Genomic DNA, 16,495 nt, shown 5'->3' on the forward strand with positions numbered 1-16,495 from the left:
GGGCATGTTCATTGGCACGCTGTTGGGTCCTGAGGCAACACACTGTTGTTTCTGGTGTGGTGTTTGAGAACTGTAGAGTGGATGCGAGCATCTTTGTGGTCAAGTTGTTAAGGGCACATGGTGGATGTCTTGGCTTCAGGAGCCGATGAAGGACGTAGGAGGCTGCGATAAGCCTCGGGGAGCTGTCAACCGAGCTGTGATCCGAGGATTTCCGAATGGGGAAACCCAGCACCAGTGATGTGGTGTTACCCGCCGGTGAATATATAGCCGGTGTGGAGGGAACGCGGGGAAGTGAAACATCTCAGTACCCGTAGGAAGAGAAAACAACCGTGATTCCGTGAGTAGTGGCGAGCGAAAGCGGAAGAGGCTAAACCGATTGCATGTGATACCTGTCAGGGGTTGTGTAGTCGGTGTTGTGGGACCCACCTTGAAGAAACTGACATTTTTTCGAAGTCACGCATGAGTTAGTGGAACCGTTTGGGATGGCGGGCCGGAGTGGGTGAGAGCCCCGTACGCGAAAGCTTGTGTTGTGGTTTTTGGTGGTGTTCCCGAGTAGCAGCGAGCTCGTGGAATTTGCTGTGAATCTGCCGGGACCACCCGGTAAGCCTAAATACTTCCTGAAGACCGATAGCGGACTAGTACCGTGAGGGAAAGATGAAAAGTACCCCGGGAGGGGAGTGAAAGAGTACCTGAAACCGTGTGCCTACAAGCCGTCAGAGCCCGAGCATGTCGTAAGACGTTACGGTGATGGCGTGCCTTTTGAAGAATGAGCCTGCGAGTTAGTGCTGCGTGGCGAGGTTAACCCGTGTGGGGTAGCCGTAGCGAAAGCGAGTCTGAATAGGGCGAGTATAGTCGCGTGGTCTAGACCCGAAGCGGAGTGATCTACCCATGGCCAGGGTGAAGCGACGGTAAGACGTCGTGGAGGCCCGAACCCACTTAGGTTGAAAACTGAGGGGATGAGCTGTGGGTAGGGGTGAAAGGCCAATCAAACTCCGTGATAGCTGGTTCTCCCCGAAATGCATTTAGGTGCAGCGTCACATGTTTCACCGCGGGGGTAGAGCTACTGGATGGTCTAGGGGCCTTACCGGGTTACCGAAATCAACCAAACTCCGAATACCGTGGTGTGAGAGTGTGGCAGTGAGACGGCGGGGGATAAGCTTCGTCGTCGAGAGGGAAACAGCCCAGAACACCAGCTAAGGCCCCTAAGTGTGTGCTCAGTGGGAAAGGATGTGGGATTGCCCAGACAACCAGGAGGTTGGCTTAGAAGCAGCCACCCTTGAAAGAGTGCGTAATAGCTCACTGGTCAAGTGGTCCTGCGCCGACAATGTAGCGGGGCTTAAGCACACCGCCGAAGCTGTGTCATTGACACAATAGATCCGCCTTGCTCTTGCAGTAAGGGTGTAGTCGTGTTGATGGGTAGGGGAGCGTCCTGCATCCAGGGAAGCGGCCGTGTGAACGAGTCGTGGAGGGTGTGGGAGTGAGAATGCAGGCATGAGTAGCGAATGCAGAGTGAGAAACTCTGCCGCCGGATGACCAAGGGTTCCTGGGCCAGGCTAATCCGCCCAGGGTAAGTCGGGACCTAAGGCGAGGCCGACAGGCGTAGTCGATGGACAACGGGTTGATATTCCCGTACCCGAGCATGTGCGCCCATGACGAGGCGTTTGATACTAACCACCCAAAGCGTTCCTGTGATGCCTTCGGGTTGAGTGGGGATTGTGGAGCGTGGGACCTGATTTCGTAGTAGTCAAGCGATGGGGTGACGCAGGAAGGTAGCTCCGCCAGGCGATGGTTGTCCTGGTGTAAGCGTGTAGGCCGGAACATAGGCAAATCCGTGTTCCATATAGGTTGAGACGTGATGCGTAGCCGTTTGAGGCGAAGTAGAGTGATCCTATGCTGCCGAGAAAAGCCTCTAGTGAGTGCATGCACGGCCCGTACCCCAAACCAACACAGGTGGTCAGGTAGAGAATACTAAGGCGATCGGGTGAACTGTGGTTAAGGAACTCGGCAAAATGCCCCCGTAACTTCGGGAGAAGGGGGCCAAACATCCTGAAGCTTCTTGCAAGCTAGGGGTGGGTGGCCGCAGAGACCAGCGGAAAGCGACTGTTTACTAAAAACACAGGTCCATGCGAAGTCGCAAGACGATGTATATGGACTGACGCCTGCCCGGTGCTGGAACGTTAAGAGGACCGGTTAATCCCTTCGGGGGTGAAGCTGAGAATTTAAGCGCCAGTAAACGGCGGTGGTAACTATAACCATCCTAAGGTAGCGAAATTCCTTGTCGGGTAAGTTCCGACCTGCACGAATGGCGTAACGACTTTCCGGCTGTCTCAACCACAGGCCCGGCGAAATTGCACTACGAGTAAAGATGCTCGTTACGCGCGGCAGGACGGAAAGACCCCGGGACCTTTACTATAGTTTGGTATTGGTTTTCGGTTCGGCTTGTGTAGGATAGGTGGGAGACTGTGAAGTCATCACGCTAGTGGTGGTGGAGTCGTTGTTGAAATACCACTCTGGTCGAATTGGGAATCTCAACCTCGGACCATGATCTGGTTCAGGGACAGTGCCTGATGGGTAGTTTAACTGGGGCGGTTGCCTCCTAAAGAGTAACGGAGGCGCCCAAAGGTTCCCTCAGCCTGGTTGGCAATCAGGTGTTGAGTGCAAGTGCACAAGGGAGCTTGACTGTGAGACAGACATGTCGAGCAGGGACGAAAGTCGGGACTAGTGATCCGGCACCACCTGGTGGAAGGGGTGTCGCTCAACGGATAAAAGGTACCCCGGGGATAACAGGCTGATCTTGCCCAAGAGTCCATATCGACGGCATGGTTTGGCACCTCGATGTCGGCTCGTCGCATCCTGGGGCCGGAGTAGGTCCCAAGGGTTGGGCTGTTCGCCCATTAAAGCGGCACGCGAGCTGGGTTTAGAACGTCGTGAGACAGTTCGGTCCCTATCCGCCGCGCGCGTAGGATACTTGAGGAAGGCTGTCCCTAGTACGAGAGGACCGGGACGGACGAACCTCTGGTGTGCCAGTTGTCCCGCCAGGGGCATGGCTGGTTGGCCACGTTCGGAAGGGATAACCGCTGAAGGCATCTAAGCGGGAAGCCTGTTCCAAGATGAGGTATCCCACCCCGTGTGGGTTAAGGCCCCCAAGAGACCATTGGGTTGATAGGCCAGAGATGGAAGCACAGTAATGTGTTATCGAGTTGACTGGTACTAATAGGCCGAGGACTTGCCCACGAAGATGTTACGCATCCACTCTACAGCTCTGAAACACCACACCGACACCATCGAAATGTTGGTGGTGGGTGTGTGTTGTTTCGTAGTGTTTCGGTGGTTATAGCGCCAGGGAAACGCCCGGTCCCATTCCGAACCCGGAAGCTAAGCCTGGTAGCGCCGATGGTACTGCAACCGAAGGGTTGTGGGAGAGTAGGACGCCGCCGAACTCAACATGACAGTAGGGCCCCGGTCGAGGATCAGCAATGATTCTCCCGGGGCCCTACTGCTATATCTGGACCCTTTCCGGTTCCAGACTCTTTCCAGGGAACGCGACTCGGCTCGGACACACCTCGCCGGTGTTCTGATCGCCGGCGACCAACCGGCCGATCGAGTGCTTCGCCTTGCGGTGGCACTGGCGCAGGCGCCGGGCCGCGGGGGCGGGCCCCGGACTGCAAAGGCGTAGCTTCGCGAAGCGATCCCACCAGCGCCGCAGAACCGTTGACCAGGCGGAGTTCGCCGCCGCTGGGCAACGGCAGAGAACCTCTTGTCGGCACCTGCCGCCAGTACCGGCCACGAGTGCCGGCTCCGCCGACCGGACCTTCCTGATACCGATCGCAGCCCTCGCTCACCGGTCCTTGCCGACGCCGGCCCGCCAGCACTGGGCCCGCGATCGGCGGGCCCCGCCGGACCGAACTTTGCCGACACCGGACTGCGAACGGCAAGTCCCGCTGGACCGGCCCTTGCCGACGTTGATGGCCGCTACCGATGGCCAGCCCCGCCGGCTGGTTCCCGCTGACACCGGCCGCCACCAGATCAGGTCGGCGAGTGTTGCGGTGGTCGCCGGGATCAACAGCCCGCCTTGAGTGGTCACCCCGGCACAGCTGTCGCCGGTGCTCCGTACCCTGGGAGGCGTGACTCGTCTGCTGATCATCCAACCTGACGTCAGCGATCCGCTCAGCCGGCTCGGCGACTGGCTCACCGAGGCCGGCGCCGAGCTGGACGTCCGGCTTCCGCCGGGGCAAGAGCTGCCCACGAGCCTCGACGGCTACGCGGGCGTCGTCTGCCTTGGGGGCGCCATGGGCGCGCTCGACGACGCACAGCACCCCTGGCTCGCCGACGTGCGGAAGCTCCTCAGCGCCGCCGCGGCGGCCGCGTTGCCGACGCTCGGGATCTGCCTCGGCGCGCAGCTGCTGGTGACGGCGACCGGGGGGCAGGTCGCCGTCGGGGAGGACGGGCCGGAGGTCGGGCCCGCGCTGGTGTCCAAGAAGGACGCCGCCTGGACCGACCCGCTGTTCGCCGGCCTTCCGCTGATGCCGGACGTCATGCAGTTCCACAACGACGTGATCAAGCGCCTGCCGGCGGGCGCGGAGCTGCTCGCGTCGGCGCCGCGGTACCAGAACCAGGCGTTCCGGATGAACCGGTGTGTCTACGGGGTCCAGTTCCACATCGAGACCACGCCGGACATCGTGCTCGCGTGGGCCGAATCGGAACCGGAAATGGCGGAACTCACCCGTCCGGGCGCACTGGAGCCGGAGAAGTTGACCGCCGTGCACGCGGACATCGAGGAGACCTGGCGCCCGTTCGCGTCACGGTTCGTCCAGTTGGCCGCGGGAGAGCTGGACGCCGCGGCGAAGAGTCAACACCGGTTACCGATGGCTTGACGCCTGATGTCCAAATCACTTACGGCGCGTTAACGATTCACCCGATCGGTCAGGTACCTTGCGGGAGGTGTTCTCGTAGGGCTCGGAGGTCGGGGTGGACCCCTCGTTGCTGGTTGTCGTCGTGATCGTCACGGCGCTGGTTTTCGATTTCACGAACGGCTTCCACGACACAGCGAACTCGATGGCCACGTCCATCGCCACGGGGGCGCTCAAGCCCAGAGTCGCGGTGGCGATCTCAGCGGTGCTGAACCTCGTCGGCGCGTTCCTCTCCGTCGAGGTGGCGAAGACGATCTCCAGCGGGCTGGTCGACGACACCAAGATCGGCCCCGAGATCGTCTTCGGCGGCCTGATCGGCGCGATCGCGTGGAACCTGTTCACCTGGTACGTCGGGCTCCCGTCCAGCTCGTCGCACGCGCTGTTCGGCGGCCTGATCGGCGCCACCTGGGTTTCGGCGGGCGCCGACTCCGTCCACTTCGCCAAGATCGTGGACAAGGTGCTGGTGCCCGCGGCGGCGTCGCCGGTGATCGCCGGGCTCGTGGCCGCCGGCGTGACCTACCTCGTCTACCGGCTGTTCGTGCGACGGCGGGGCAGCCGCGGCTTCCGCGTCGGCCAGATCGTCTCGGCGTCGCTGGTTTCGCTGGCGCACGGCACCAACGACGCGCAGAAGACCATGGGCGTGATCACGCTGACGCTGGTGACCGCGGGCAGCCTCCCGGCTGGCTCGGCGCCGCCGGTGTGGGTGATCGTCAGCGCCGCGTCCGCGCTCGCCCTCGGCACGTACCTCGGCGGCTGGCGGATCACGCACACCCTCGGCAAGGGCCTGACCGACATCGAAGGCCCGCAGGGCTTCGCGGCGCAGACGAGCAGCGCGGCGGTGATCCTACTGTCCTCGCACTTCGGCTTCCCGCTGTCGACCACCCACGTGTGCTCCGGCGGGATCGTCGGCTCCGGCGTCGGCAGGCGTGAGGCACCGGTGCGCTGGCGGATGGCGGGCCGGATGGTCGTCGCCTGGCTCTTCACGCTGCCTGCGGCGGCCGTCGTCGGCGCGGCGGCCGGGAAGCTCGCATCCTTCGGCGCGGTGGGGACGATCGGCGTCGGTGCGGCGGGCATCGCCTTCGGCGCCGGCATTTATCTGCTTTCGCGGCGCAAGCCCGTCACGGCGCACAGCTTCCAGGTCCCGGAGCCGTCCGCCCCCGGCTCGGAGCCGGACCGGCTCGCTGCCTGAACGGGTGGCGAACTGACTGCGTGCCCGTCTCCTCGGCCGGGCCCGATCCGGCTACGGTGGTCGTGATGGCAGAGCGCGCGCGGACGGCCGCATCGGCGGCCAGGTACGGCTTCACCGACACCCGGGCCGACGGGCAGTTGCGTGCGGCGGGCTGGTGGGACGCCGCCGGTCCGGTCGACGGCGTCGCCGACGTCCTGGCCGCGCTTTCGCGCGCCGCCGATCCGGACCTCGCGCTCCGCGGCCTCGACCGTATCCGCGAGGCCGACGAGGACGCTTGGCCCGAACTCGACCGCACGCTGCGGGACAACCGCACGTTCCGCGGCAGGCTGCTCGCGGTCCTCGGCACGTCGACCGCGCTGTCCGACTTCCTCGCGGCGCACCCCGGCGAGTGGCGCTGCCTCGTCGACAACCGGTGCACCGTGCCGGATCGGTTCACCGAGCGGCTGCTGGACCGATTGCGCGACGACAACGGTTCGTACGTCACCGGTTTCGCCGCCGAGCAGGCGCTGCGCGCGGCGTACCGCGGGCTGCTGCTGGGCATTGCCGCCATCGACCTCGGGCACGTGGTGGAGCCCGGGCTCGACCACCCGCCGTTCAAAGTCATCGCCAGCCAGCTGACGGTGCTCGCCGAGGCCGCGCTGACCGCGGGCCTCGTGGTGGCCGAGACGGAGGTCGGCGCCACGACCGAGGGCTCGCTCGCGGTGATCGCGATGGGCAAGACCGGCGGCCGCGAGCTGAACTACGTCAGCGACGTCGACGTGATCTTCGTCGGCACGGGCGACCTCGCCGTGGCGACCCGGCTGGCCAGCACGATGATGCGCGTGGTCGGCCGGGCCTGCTTCGAGGTCGACGCGGCGCTGCGTCCCGAGGGCAAGAGCGGCGCGCTCGTCCGCACGCTCGAGGGACACACCGCGTACTACCAGAAGTGGGCGAAGACCTGGGAGTTCCAGGCCCTGCTGAAGGCGCGCCCGGTGGCCGGCGACGCCGAGCTGGGACGGCAGTACGCCGAGATGGTCGCGCCGATGGTCTGGTCGGCGGCCGACCGCGACAACTTCGTCACCGAGGTCCAGCAGATGCGCCGGCGCGTGGAGCGCCACCTGCCGGAGGAGCACCGCGAGCGCGAGCTGAAGCTGGGCCGCGGCGGGCTGCGCGACGTCGAGTTCGCCGTGCAGCTGTTGCAGCTCGTACACGGCCGCATCGATCCCGAGCTGCACTCACCGTCCACTTTGGAGGCTCTGGGTGCGCTCGGCGACGGCGGTTACGTCGGCCGCAAGGACGCCGCCGAAATGGCGGAATCGTACGAATTCCTGCGCACCATCGAGCACCGGCTGCAGTTGCGCCAGCTGCGGCGGACGCACCTGTTCCCGGAGTTCACCGACACCGTTGAACTGCGGGTTCTCGCGCGCGCCTGCGACATCCGCGCGGTGCGGGGGCGCAGCCAGGGCGAGACCCTGCTGGCGGAGTTCCGCCGGCACGCGCAGGGAGTCCGGCGGCTGCACCAGAAACTGTTCTACCGGCCGCTGCTGCAGTCCGTGGCGAACGTGCCGACGGAGGCGCTCCTGTTGACCACCCAGCAGGCCGCCAGCCGGCTCGCCGCCCTCGGGTACGCGGCGCCGGAGGGCGCGCTGCAGCACATCAAGGCCCTGACCACCGGCGTTTCCCGGCGCGCGGCCATCCAGCAGGCGCTGCTGCCGGTGCTGCTCGACTTGCTGGCCGACACCCCGGATCCCGACGGCGGGCTGCTGTCGTACCGCAAGGTGTCGGAGGCGCTGGAGGACACGCCGTGGTACCTGCGGGTGCTGCGGGACGAGGGCACCGTGGTCGAGCGGCTGGCGTTCCTGCTCGGCACGTCGCGGCTGGTGCCGGACCTGCTGGTACGCGCGCCGGAGGTGCTGCAGCTGCTCGGCGACCCGGCGCGGCTGACCGGCCGCGACCCCGCGGACGTCGCGAAGTCGCTGCGCGCGACCGTCCGCCGTCAGCCTGGCATCAACGCGGCGGTGGTCGCGGCGCGTTCGCTGCGCCGGCACGAGTTGTTGCGCGTCGCCAGCGCGGACCTGTTGGGGCTGCTCGAAGTCCCGGCGGTGTGCGCGGCGCTGTCGAGTGTGTGGGTCGCCGTGCTCCAGGGCGTGCTGGCCGCCGCGTACCGGCAGCGGCAGGCGGAGCTGGGGCAGACGCCGGCGGCCGTCGCCGTCATCGCCATGGGCCGCCTCGGCGGCGCGGAACTGGGGTACGGCTCGGACGCCGACGTGCTGTTCGTCTGCGAGCCCGCCGAGGGTGTTTCGGACGCCGACGCCGTGCGGTTCGCGTCCTCGGTGGCCGAGACCGTGCGGAAGATGCTGGGCGCGCCGAGCTCGGACCCGGCGCTGGTCGTCGACGCGGACCTGCGGCCGGAGGGACGCAGTGGTCCCCTCGTGCGCACGCTCGAGTCGTACCGCGCCTACTACGCGCGCTGGGGCGAGGTGTGGGAGGCGCAGGCGTTGCTGCGGGCCCGTTTCGTGGCCGGCGACGACGATCTCGGCGAGCGGTTCATCCGGATGATCGACCCGTTCCGCTACCCCGAGGGCGGCCTGGACGCGACGAACGCCCGGGAGATCCGGCGTATCAAGGCGCGGGTGGAGACCGAGCGGATGCCGCGCGGCGCCGACCCGACGCGCCACACGAAGCTCGGCCGCGGCGGGCTGGCGGACGTCGAGTGGACCGTCCAGCTGTTGCAGCTGCAGCACGCGCACGAGGTGCCGGGCCTGCGGACGACGTCCACGCTCGACGGCCTCACCGCACTGGCCGACGCGGGACTGGCGCCGGCGGAGTCGGTCGAGTCGCTGCGGGAAGCGTGGCTGCTGGCGACGCGCGTGCGCAACGCCGGGATGCTGGTGCGCGGCAAGGCCGTGGACCAGGTCCCCAGCTCGGGCCGCGACCTGGCCGCCGTGGCGCGGGTGTTCGGCTACTCCCCGGACGACGACCCCGGCGAGTTCCTCGACCACTACCGCCGGGTGACGCGGCACGCTCACGCCGTGGTCGAGGAACTGTTCTACGACAACTAGTCTGGGGCTCGTGACTGATCGCGAACCATTCCGGACCCGGCTCAAGGTGCGGCAGTACGAGCTCGACGCGCTGGGGCACGTGAACCAGGCCGTTTACCACTCCTACGGCGAAGTCGCGCGGCTCGAGGCCTTCGAGGCAGCGGGCAACGCGCGGGTGGGCGAGGACCACGCGGCCCCGGTCCTGCTCGAGTCCCACATCGTCTACCGCCGCGAACTCCGCGGCGGCGACGTCGTCGACGTCACCTGCGACACGACCTTCGGCGAGGGCAAGGTCTTCTGGATGACCTCGCGCGTCATCAAGCTGGACGGCACGCTGTCGGCCGAGATCAAGTGCACGCTGGGCGTGATGGACCTCGTGCGGCGCAAGCTCGTGGCCGACCCGCGAGGGCATTTCGAACGCGCCGGGCTGGACCTGAAGGTGCTCTCGACCACGGAGTGACGCGTCCGGCGTTTCCTCCGCGGCGCGGATCGCCGGCGGGCTTAGGGTTTCCGGCCATGGAGAGCTGGCTGGCCGACACCAGGACGTCCTACGACACGGTCGCGGCCAGTTACGCCGAACAGTTGCGCGGCGCGCTCGCCGACCTGCCGTACCTGCGGGCGATGCTCGCGCTGTTCGCCGAGCTGGTGCCGGACGGCGGCCCGGTCGCGGACGTCGGCTGCGGCCCCGGCCTGATCACCGCCGACCTGCGCGCACTGGGCATCGACGCCTTCGGGATCGACTTGTCGCCGGCGATGATCGACATCGCTCGGCGAGAGCAGCCCGGCGTGCGGTTCGAGGTGGGCTCGATGACGGACCTCCCCCTCGCCGACGAATCGGTCGCGGGCCTGCTCGCCTGGTGGTCGCTGATCCACGTGCCCGACGACGTGGTGCCGACGGTCCTGGCACACTTCCACCGCGTCCTGCGTCCAGGCGGCCCGCTGATGGTCGGCTTCCACGTCGGCGACGTGACTACGCTGAAGACCGAGGGCTATGGCGGTCACCCGATGAACATCCGCGTCCACCGTCGTCGTCCGGCCCAGGTCGCCGCCTTAATGCGTGATGCGGGCTTCACGATCGAATCCGAGGTCGTCCTGAACCCGGACGACCGCGTGCCCGGCGCGATCATCTTTGCCCGGCGGCCGGTTCAGTCCCAGTAGTTGAAGAGCGCTTCGCCGAGGTTGCCGGGCCGCCAGTACTTGACGTCGGACGCCAGGACGTGTGGCCAGGCGGCGGGGTCGAACGGGCCGTCCAGCTCGGCCGGGGTGAGCACCTGGAACTCCGACTGCTCGGCCAGCGCGACGACCAGCTCCGGGACGTCGACGAAGGTCAGCGGCCCCCACTCCATGTGGCCGTCGGCGAAATCGATGGCCCGGGGCTCCGCGATGGCCAGCACGGCCGCCTCCACCGTCCGGACCACGGCGACCGCCCGGCCACGCCAGTCGACGAGGCACTGGTCGAATCCGGGCATCGTGCCGCTGGAGAGGCGGAACTCGAGCACCGTGGCGCCGGTGCTGCGGGCTACCACGTAACAGGCGCGCCGGAAACCGGTCCGATCAGTCACGCGGCTGACGGTATCCGCCCCCGATACCGAGGAACAACGCAAAAAAACGGGACGGTGGCCGGGGTGTTCCCCACAGCCACCGCCCCGTGTCCGGACTGCCGCGACGCGCGGCGGTCGATCACACGTCGTAGTACAGCGAGAACTCGTACGGGTGCGGGCGCAGCCGCAGCGGGTCGATCTCGTTCTCGCGCTTGTAGGAGACCCAGGTGTCGATCACGTCGGGCGTGAAGACACCGCCCTCCAGCAGGTAGTCGTGGTCGGCTTCCAGGGTCTCGAGCACCGTGCCCAGGTCGCCGGGGACCAGCTTGACGTTCTTGGCCTCCTCGGGCGGCAGCTCGTAGAGGTCCTTGTCGATGGGCTCCGGCGGCTCGATCTTGTTCTTGATCCCGTCGAGGCCGGCCATCATCATCGCGGAGAACGCCAGGTACGGGTTGCCGGACGAGTCCGGGCAGCGGAACTCGGCGCGCTTGGCCTTCGGGTTGTTGCCCGTGATCGGGATGCGGACGCACGCGGAGCGGTTGCGCTGCGAGTACACCAGCGAGACCGGCGCCTCGAAGCCCGGCACCAGGCGGTGGTACGAGTTCACCGTCGGGTTGGTGAAGGCCAGCAGGCTCGGGGCGTGCCGGAGCAGGCCGCCGATGTAGTGCCGCGCCGTGTCGGACAGGCCCGCGTAACCGGACTCGTCGTGGAACAGCGGCAGGCCGTCCTTCCACAGCGACTGGTGGCAGTGCATGCCCGAGCCGTTGTCGCCGGCGAGCGGCTTCGGCATGAACGTGGCCGTCTTGCCCTGGGCGAAGACGGTGTTCTTCACGATGTACTTGAACAACTGCAGGTCGTCCGCGGCGTGCAGCAGCGTGTTGAACTTGTAGTTGATCTCGGTCTGGCCGGCGGTGCCCACCTCGTGGTGCGCGCGCTCGATCTCGAAGCCGGAGCCCTCGAGGTTACGGACGATGTCGTCGCGCAGGTCGGCGAAGTGGTCGACCGGAGGGACGGGGAAGTAGCCGCCCTTGAACTTCGTCTTGTAACCCTGGTTGCCGCCGACCTCGTCGGCACCGGTGTTCCACCAGCCCTCGACGGAGTCGATCTCGTGGAACGAGGCGTGCTCGGCCGAGTCGAAGCGCACGGAGTCGAAGATGTAGAACTCGGCCTCGGGGCCGAAGAAGACGTTGTCGGCGACGCCGTACTCGGAGATGTACTGCTCGGCCTTACGCGCGATGTTGCGCGGGTCGCGGCTGTAGGCTTCACGAGTGAAGGGGTCGTGCACGAAGAAGTTCAGCGACAGCGTCTTCGCCTTGCGGAACGGGTCGATGCGAGCCGTCTCGGGGTCGGGCAGGAGCAGCATGTCGGACTCGTGGATCGACTGGAAGCCGCGCACCGAGGAGCCGTCGAACGCGAGGCCCTCTTCGTAGGCCTCTTCCGTGAAGGCCTTCGCGGGGACCGTGAAGTGCTGCATCACGCCCGGCAGGTCGCAGAACCTGACGTCGACGACCTCTACGTTCTCGTCGGCGATGAGGCGCTGAATATCGTCTGGAGTAGTGGGCACCCTCGGTGACTCCTTCTCGTTCGAGCTCGGACGGCAGTACTCTCTTCGGCTCACGCTAAAAGCGCGGTGTTGCCCGACCGTCACCCGAATGTTTCGCGGGTGTTAACGGGTCGGTGGATACCCGGTAGTCGACCAGGTCGGAGGTGGTGCGCGCCACCGGCATACCCTGGACGGGTGGCTAGATGGACGGGTGAATGGCTGCCGGGCGCCGGCGACGGCCCCGCGACCGCTGATCAACAGGCACCGCGATGGCGCGGCGAACGGCTCGGCCTGCCCGAGTCCGGCGTCGGCTCCGCGGCGGGCGGCGGCTCGCGGCTGCTGGCGCTGATCGTCGACCTCGTGCTCGCTTCCCTGGTCACGGCGATCTTCGTCCGCTACGACCTGCAGGACTCGGCCGCGATGCAGACGTTCAACCTGTGGGCGGGCGTCGTCTGGGCGGCCATCACCACGGTGTCGGCCGCGTTCTTCGGCTTCACCCCCGCGATGGGCATGTTCGGCATCCGCGTAGCTCGCCTCGACGGCGCGTCCATGGTCGGCCCGTGGCGCGCGGCGGTGCGCATGGTGCTCACGGTGGTGATCATCCCGGCGGCGGTGCGCAATATCGACGGCCGCAGCTGGCTCGATCGGCTCACCGGCACCGTTGTGGTCCGGATGCGCTGAACCCGTACGGAGCAAGCTGAACCGCACGCAATAAGAAGGCCCCCGCGGAGAACGGCGGGGGCCTTCTTCATGTCCTGGGCTCAGTGGCTCAGCTCAGTGGCTCAGCTCAGCGGCGGCGGATGGTGCGCTGCACGTTCCGCATCTTCGCGCCGGCCGGCATCGGGCCCTTCGGCATGGCCGCGCCGCGGTTGCCGAGGGCGGCGAGCTTCGCCTCGAGGGCGTCCACCTGGTTCGGTTTGAGGTTGCGGGGCAGCTTCATCAGGTGGTTCTGAAGCTTCTTCAGCGGGACCTGGTTCTCTTCGTGCCCGATGGTCATGTCGTAGATCGGGGTGTCGCCCACCAGCCGCGACACTCGCTTCTTCTCCTGCGCGAGCAGCGTCTTGACCCGATGCGGCGCGCCCTCGGCCACGAGGATGACGCCCGGTCCGCCGAGCACGCGGTGCACGGCGTCGAGCTGCGTGGTGGCGGCCACCGTCGGCGTCACCTTCCAGCGGCCACGGAGGTTCTCCAGCGCCCACGCCGCGGCACCCGGCTGCCCGTCGGCCTTCGAGTAGACCGTGCGCTGCACCCGGCGCCCGAAGATGATCACGGCGAGCAGGATGCCCAGCACGACGCCCAGCGGGAGCAGCGCCCACTGGATGTTGAAGATGAAGCCCACGCCGAACAGCACGCCGGCGACGACGATGATCGAGCCGGCCATCCAGGGGATGAGCAGCGGATCCTCTTTGCGTTGCATCTTGAACGCTTCGAAGAGCTGCCCGCGCCGGGCCTTGCTGGCCGCGCGCTTCTCCTTCTTGGCCAGCTTGGCCGCTTCCTTGTCCTGCTTTCCCGCCATCTGACCAGGATACGGCCGCGTGCCCTGCCACGAATCCGTCGGCCCCCTCTGCGAGGATCGCGGGGTGGTTAGCGCATCGTCGGAAAAGAGTCGTCCGGGCCTGCTCGACGGGCTCGACCCCGAGCAACGGGCCGCCGCCTCCGCCCCGCGCGGGCCCGTCTGCGTCCTCGCCGGCGCGGGCACAGGCAAGACACGCACGATCACGCACCGCATCGCGCACCTGGTCGCCGCTGGTCACGTGTCCGCCGGGCAGGTGCTCGCGGTCACCTTCACCACGCGCGCCGCGGGCGAGATGCGCACCCGGCTGCGCGGTCTCGGCATCGATGCGGCGCAGGCGCTGACGTTCCACGCCGCCGCCCGCCGCCAGCTCCGCTACTTCTGGCCGCGCGTGATCGGCGACCGGCCGTGGGACCTGCTCGACAACAAGTTCCGCCTCGTTGCCCAGGCCGCCACGCGGGTCCGGCTGAGCACCGAGACCGAGGTGCTGCGCGACCTCTCGAGCGAGATCGAGTGGAGCAAGGCGTCGCTGGTCTCCCCGGACGACTACCCGGCCGTCGCCGCGCGCATGCAGCGCGACACGCCCGCGCCCGCCGCGCAGGTCGCGGAGGTCTACCGGCAGTACGAGGAGATCAAGAACTCCGCCCAGGTCCTCGACTTCGACGACCTCCTGCTGCACACCACCGCCGTGCTGGAGGAGCACGAGGCCGTCGCCGTCGAGTTCCGCGACCGTTACCGCTGCTTCGTGGTCGACGAGTACCAGGACGTGACGCCGCTGCAGCAGCGCCTGCTCGACGCCTGGCTCGGCGGCCGCGACGACCTCACCGTGGTCGGCGACGCCAACCAGACCATCTACTCCTTCGGCGGCGCCTCGCCGCGCCCGCTGCTGGAGTTCACCCGGCGCTTCCCTGAGGCGTCGGTGATCCGCCTCGAGCGCGACTACCGGTCGACGCCGCAGGTCGTCTCGCTGGCCAACCAGGTGATCGGCGCGGCGCGCGGCCGCCCGGCCGGGTCGCGGCTCAAGCTCGTCGGCCAGCGCCCGCCGGGCCCGGAGCCTCGCTTCGCCGAGTACGAGGACGAGGCGGCCGAGGCCGCGGCCGCCGCCCGTCGCGTGCGTGAGCTGCTCGACGGGGGAGCGACGGCGAGCGAGATCGCCGTGCTGTTCCGCATCAACGCCCAGTCCGAGGCCTACGAGCAGGCGCTCACCGAGGCCGGCATCCCGTACCTGGTCCGCGGCGGCGAGCGGTTCTTCTCCCGGACCGAGGTGCGGCAGGCGATGTCCGCGCTGCGGGTCGCGTCGGGCGACCCCACCGGGCCGGACCTGGTCACCGCCGTCCGCTCGGCGCTCGCCAAGGTCGGCCTCACCGAGCAGCCGCCGGCGGGCGGCGCGGCGAAGGAGCGGTGGGACGCGCTGCTCGCCATCGTCGAGCTCGCCGAGGAGCTGGCGTCGAGCGTGGCCGACGCCGACCTGCCCCGCTTCGTCGCGGAGCTCGACCAGCGCGCCGCCGCCCAGCACCCGCCGACGGTGGAGGGCGTCACCCTCGCCTCGCTCCACGCGGCCAAGGGCCTGGAGTGGGACGCCGTTTTCCTCGTCGGCCTGTCCGAAGGCACCATGCCGATCCTCCACGCCGACGGCGACGAAGCAGCGATCGAGGAGGAACGGCGCCTCTTCTACGTCGGCGTCACCCGCGCCCGCGAGCACCTGTCGCTGTCGTGGTCCCTCTCGCGCACGCCGGGTGGCCGTCGCAACCGCCGTCGCAGCCGGTTCCTCTACGGGCTGATCCCCGAGGACCACCCGGCCGCCCGCGTCGCGCGTTCGCAGGGGAAGCCGTCGGCGGGGGTGACGGCGCGCTGCCGCCTGTGCGGCGGGCCGTTGCTGGAGACCATGGAGGTCAAGCTCGGCCGGTGCTCGCGGTGCCCGTCCACTGTGGATGAAGGGCTGCTCGAGAAGCTGAAGACCTGGCGCGGTGAGCGTTCGCGGGAGCTGAAGGTGCCCGCGTTCGTGGTGTTCACCGACGCCACTCTGATGGCCATCGCCGAACAGCGACCGACCGACGACGGAGCGCTCGTGTCGATCTCCGGCATCGGCGCGACTAAGCTGGAGCGCTTCGGCGCGGAGGTCCTCGACGTCGTCCGCACCGCGATGCGCTCTTGACCGCGTCCGTACCCTGATCGGTGCGGCGAACCCGCTGCTCGAAGCCGATCTTCGTAGCTTCGGTGAGATTTCGGGAAAATAAGTTGCCCCCGTGTGCGAGGGGCAATAATCTGCAGGTACCCGGGCGGGAAGAGCTCGGTCTGGGGATCCACACGACGAGTACCGCTTCAGGCGGAGCGCGTCCGGACAGCGAAAGGTGGTGCCGGTGAAATGATCAGTAACACAACGCTCACGAACCTTGGCACCGGTCTGTCCACCTGTGGAGTCATGGCCTTCTCGCGCCAGGGTACCGGTGTGTCCGCGGGCGTTGACGCTCCGTTCGGCACGCACCGCGTCGAGCGCGACCGGGGCACCTTCGGAATCACCCTCGTGAAGACCGCTGCCGTTGTCGGCGTTGTCAGCGCGTACCCGCAGGTTGATGCCGATCTGCCGACCATCAAGCAGTTCCGTGTTCCGTTGTCCATACGGGAGCGAAGTTCCTGACCTAGTCAGGACTAGAGGCTCACGAAGGCCGCGGAACCGGTAACCGGATCCGCGGCCTTCGTGTTTTTTTGGCTGCACAACCGCAAGGAACAAGTTGTCCAGTTCGATCGCCCATCCCATCAAAACCGCCTCAACCACAAG

Annotated in this window: 11 protein-coding genes and 2 rRNA genes; 10 read left to right on the forward strand and 3 right to left on the reverse strand. The window is 67.2% G+C overall.

Annotated elements, in window-relative coordinates; translation table 11 throughout:
- Positions 1-97: 97 nt before the first annotated feature.
- The 7 genes from OG943_RS43365 to OG943_RS43395 all read left to right on the forward strand — a co-directional run bounded on the left by OG943_RS43365 (position 98) and on the right by OG943_RS43395 (position 10,277).
- Positions 98-3,234, forward strand: a 23S ribosomal RNA gene (locus OG943_RS43365).
- 89 nt (positions 3,235-3,323) lie between these two features.
- Positions 3,324-3,440 (forward strand): 5S ribosomal RNA (gene rrf, locus OG943_RS43370).
- A 684-nt stretch (positions 3,441-4,124) separates the two neighbouring features.
- Complete coding sequence (locus OG943_RS43375) at positions 4,125-4,874, forward strand: type 1 glutamine amidotransferase (RefSeq protein WP_328606673.1); 750 nt, start codon at positions 4,125-4,127, stop codon at positions 4,872-4,874.
- 94 nt (positions 4,875-4,968) lie between these two features.
- Entirely contained in the window at positions 4,969-6,099 is a 1,131-nt protein-coding gene (locus OG943_RS43380; RefSeq protein ID WP_328606674.1) for an inorganic phosphate transporter, read from the forward strand.
- 65 nt (positions 6,100-6,164) lie between these two features.
- Positions 6,165-9,140 carry a bifunctional [glutamine synthetase] adenylyltransferase/[glutamine synthetase]-adenylyl-L-tyrosine phosphorylase gene (locus OG943_RS43385; RefSeq protein WP_328606675.1) on the forward strand — a complete coding sequence of 992 codons (2,976 nt, stop codon included), beginning with the start codon at positions 6,165-6,167 and terminating at the stop codon, positions 9,138-9,140.
- Between the two features lie 10 nt (positions 9,141-9,150).
- The gene (locus tag OG943_RS43390; protein WP_328606676.1) at positions 9,151-9,579 is read left to right on the forward strand and encodes an acyl-CoA thioesterase; all 429 of its coding nucleotides are present in this window, start codon (positions 9,151-9,153) and stop codon (positions 9,577-9,579) included.
- A 56-nt stretch (positions 9,580-9,635) separates the two neighbouring features.
- Complete coding sequence (locus tag OG943_RS43395; RefSeq protein ID WP_328606677.1) at positions 9,636-10,277, forward strand: class I SAM-dependent DNA methyltransferase; 642 nt, start codon at positions 9,636-9,638, stop codon at positions 10,275-10,277.
- Here the strand turns inward: OG943_RS43395 and OG943_RS43400 are convergent.
- Together OG943_RS43400 and glnA are read right to left on the reverse strand one after the other, a co-directional pair.
- Positions 10,265-10,681, reverse strand: coding sequence for a hypothetical protein (locus OG943_RS43400; RefSeq protein ID WP_328606678.1), 417 nt, complete (start codon positions 10,679-10,681; stop codon positions 10,265-10,267). The two genes, OG943_RS43395 and OG943_RS43400, sit on opposite strands and share 13 nt — an antisense overlap.
- 118 nt (positions 10,682-10,799) lie before the next feature.
- Complete coding sequence (gene glnA, locus OG943_RS43405) at positions 10,800-12,224, reverse strand: type I glutamate--ammonia ligase (protein WP_328606679.1); 1,425 nt, start codon at positions 12,222-12,224, stop codon at positions 10,800-10,802.
- A 174-nt stretch (positions 12,225-12,398) separates the two neighbouring features.
- On the opposite strand from glnA, the gene OG943_RS43410 reads away from it, so the two are divergent.
- A complete protein-coding gene (locus OG943_RS43410; RefSeq protein ID WP_328606680.1) occupies positions 12,399-12,884 on the forward strand; it encodes an RDD family protein in 486 nt (161 codons plus the stop codon).
- A gap of 106 nt (positions 12,885-12,990) precedes the next feature.
- Here the strand turns inward: OG943_RS43410 and OG943_RS43415 are convergent, their stop codons facing one another.
- On the reverse strand, positions 12,991-13,719 hold the full coding sequence (locus OG943_RS43415; RefSeq protein ID WP_328606681.1) for a DUF4191 domain-containing protein: 729 nt from the start codon (positions 13,717-13,719) through the stop codon (positions 12,991-12,993).
- Between the two features lie 64 nt (positions 13,720-13,783).
- Between OG943_RS43415 and OG943_RS43420 the strand changes: the two genes are divergently transcribed.
- Both OG943_RS43420 and OG943_RS43425 read left to right on the forward strand, forming a co-directional pair.
- Positions 13,784-15,871: an ATP-dependent DNA helicase UvrD2 gene (locus OG943_RS43420; RefSeq protein WP_328606682.1), complete on the forward strand. Its 2,088-nt coding sequence runs from the start codon at positions 13,784-13,786 to the stop codon at positions 15,869-15,871.
- A 210-nt stretch (positions 15,872-16,081) separates the two neighbouring features.
- Complete coding sequence (locus OG943_RS43425; RefSeq protein ID WP_328606683.1) at positions 16,082-16,354, forward strand: hypothetical protein; 273 nt, start codon at positions 16,082-16,084, stop codon at positions 16,352-16,354.
- Positions 16,355-16,495 lie beyond the last annotated feature (141 nt).

Source organism: Amycolatopsis sp. NBC_00345 (genome assembly GCF_036116635.1).
Lineage (GTDB): Bacteria > Actinomycetota > Actinomycetes > Mycobacteriales > Pseudonocardiaceae > Amycolatopsis.

Coding starts and splice junctions, on each gene's coding strand:
- OG943_RS43385 (WP_328606675.1), top strand. CDS start 6,165: ATGGCAGAGCGCGCGCGGACGGCCGCATCGGCGGCCAGGTACGGCTTC.
- OG943_RS43395 (WP_328606677.1), top strand. CDS start 9,636: ATGGAGAGCTGGCTGGCCGACACCAGGACGTCCTACGACACGGTCGCG.
- OG943_RS43415 (WP_328606681.1), bottom strand. CDS start 13,719: ATGGCGGGAAAGCAGGACAAGGAAGCGGCCAAGCTGGCCAAGAAGGAG.
- OG943_RS43425 (WP_328606683.1), top strand. CDS start 16,082: ATGATCAGTAACACAACGCTCACGAACCTTGGCACCGGTCTGTCCACC.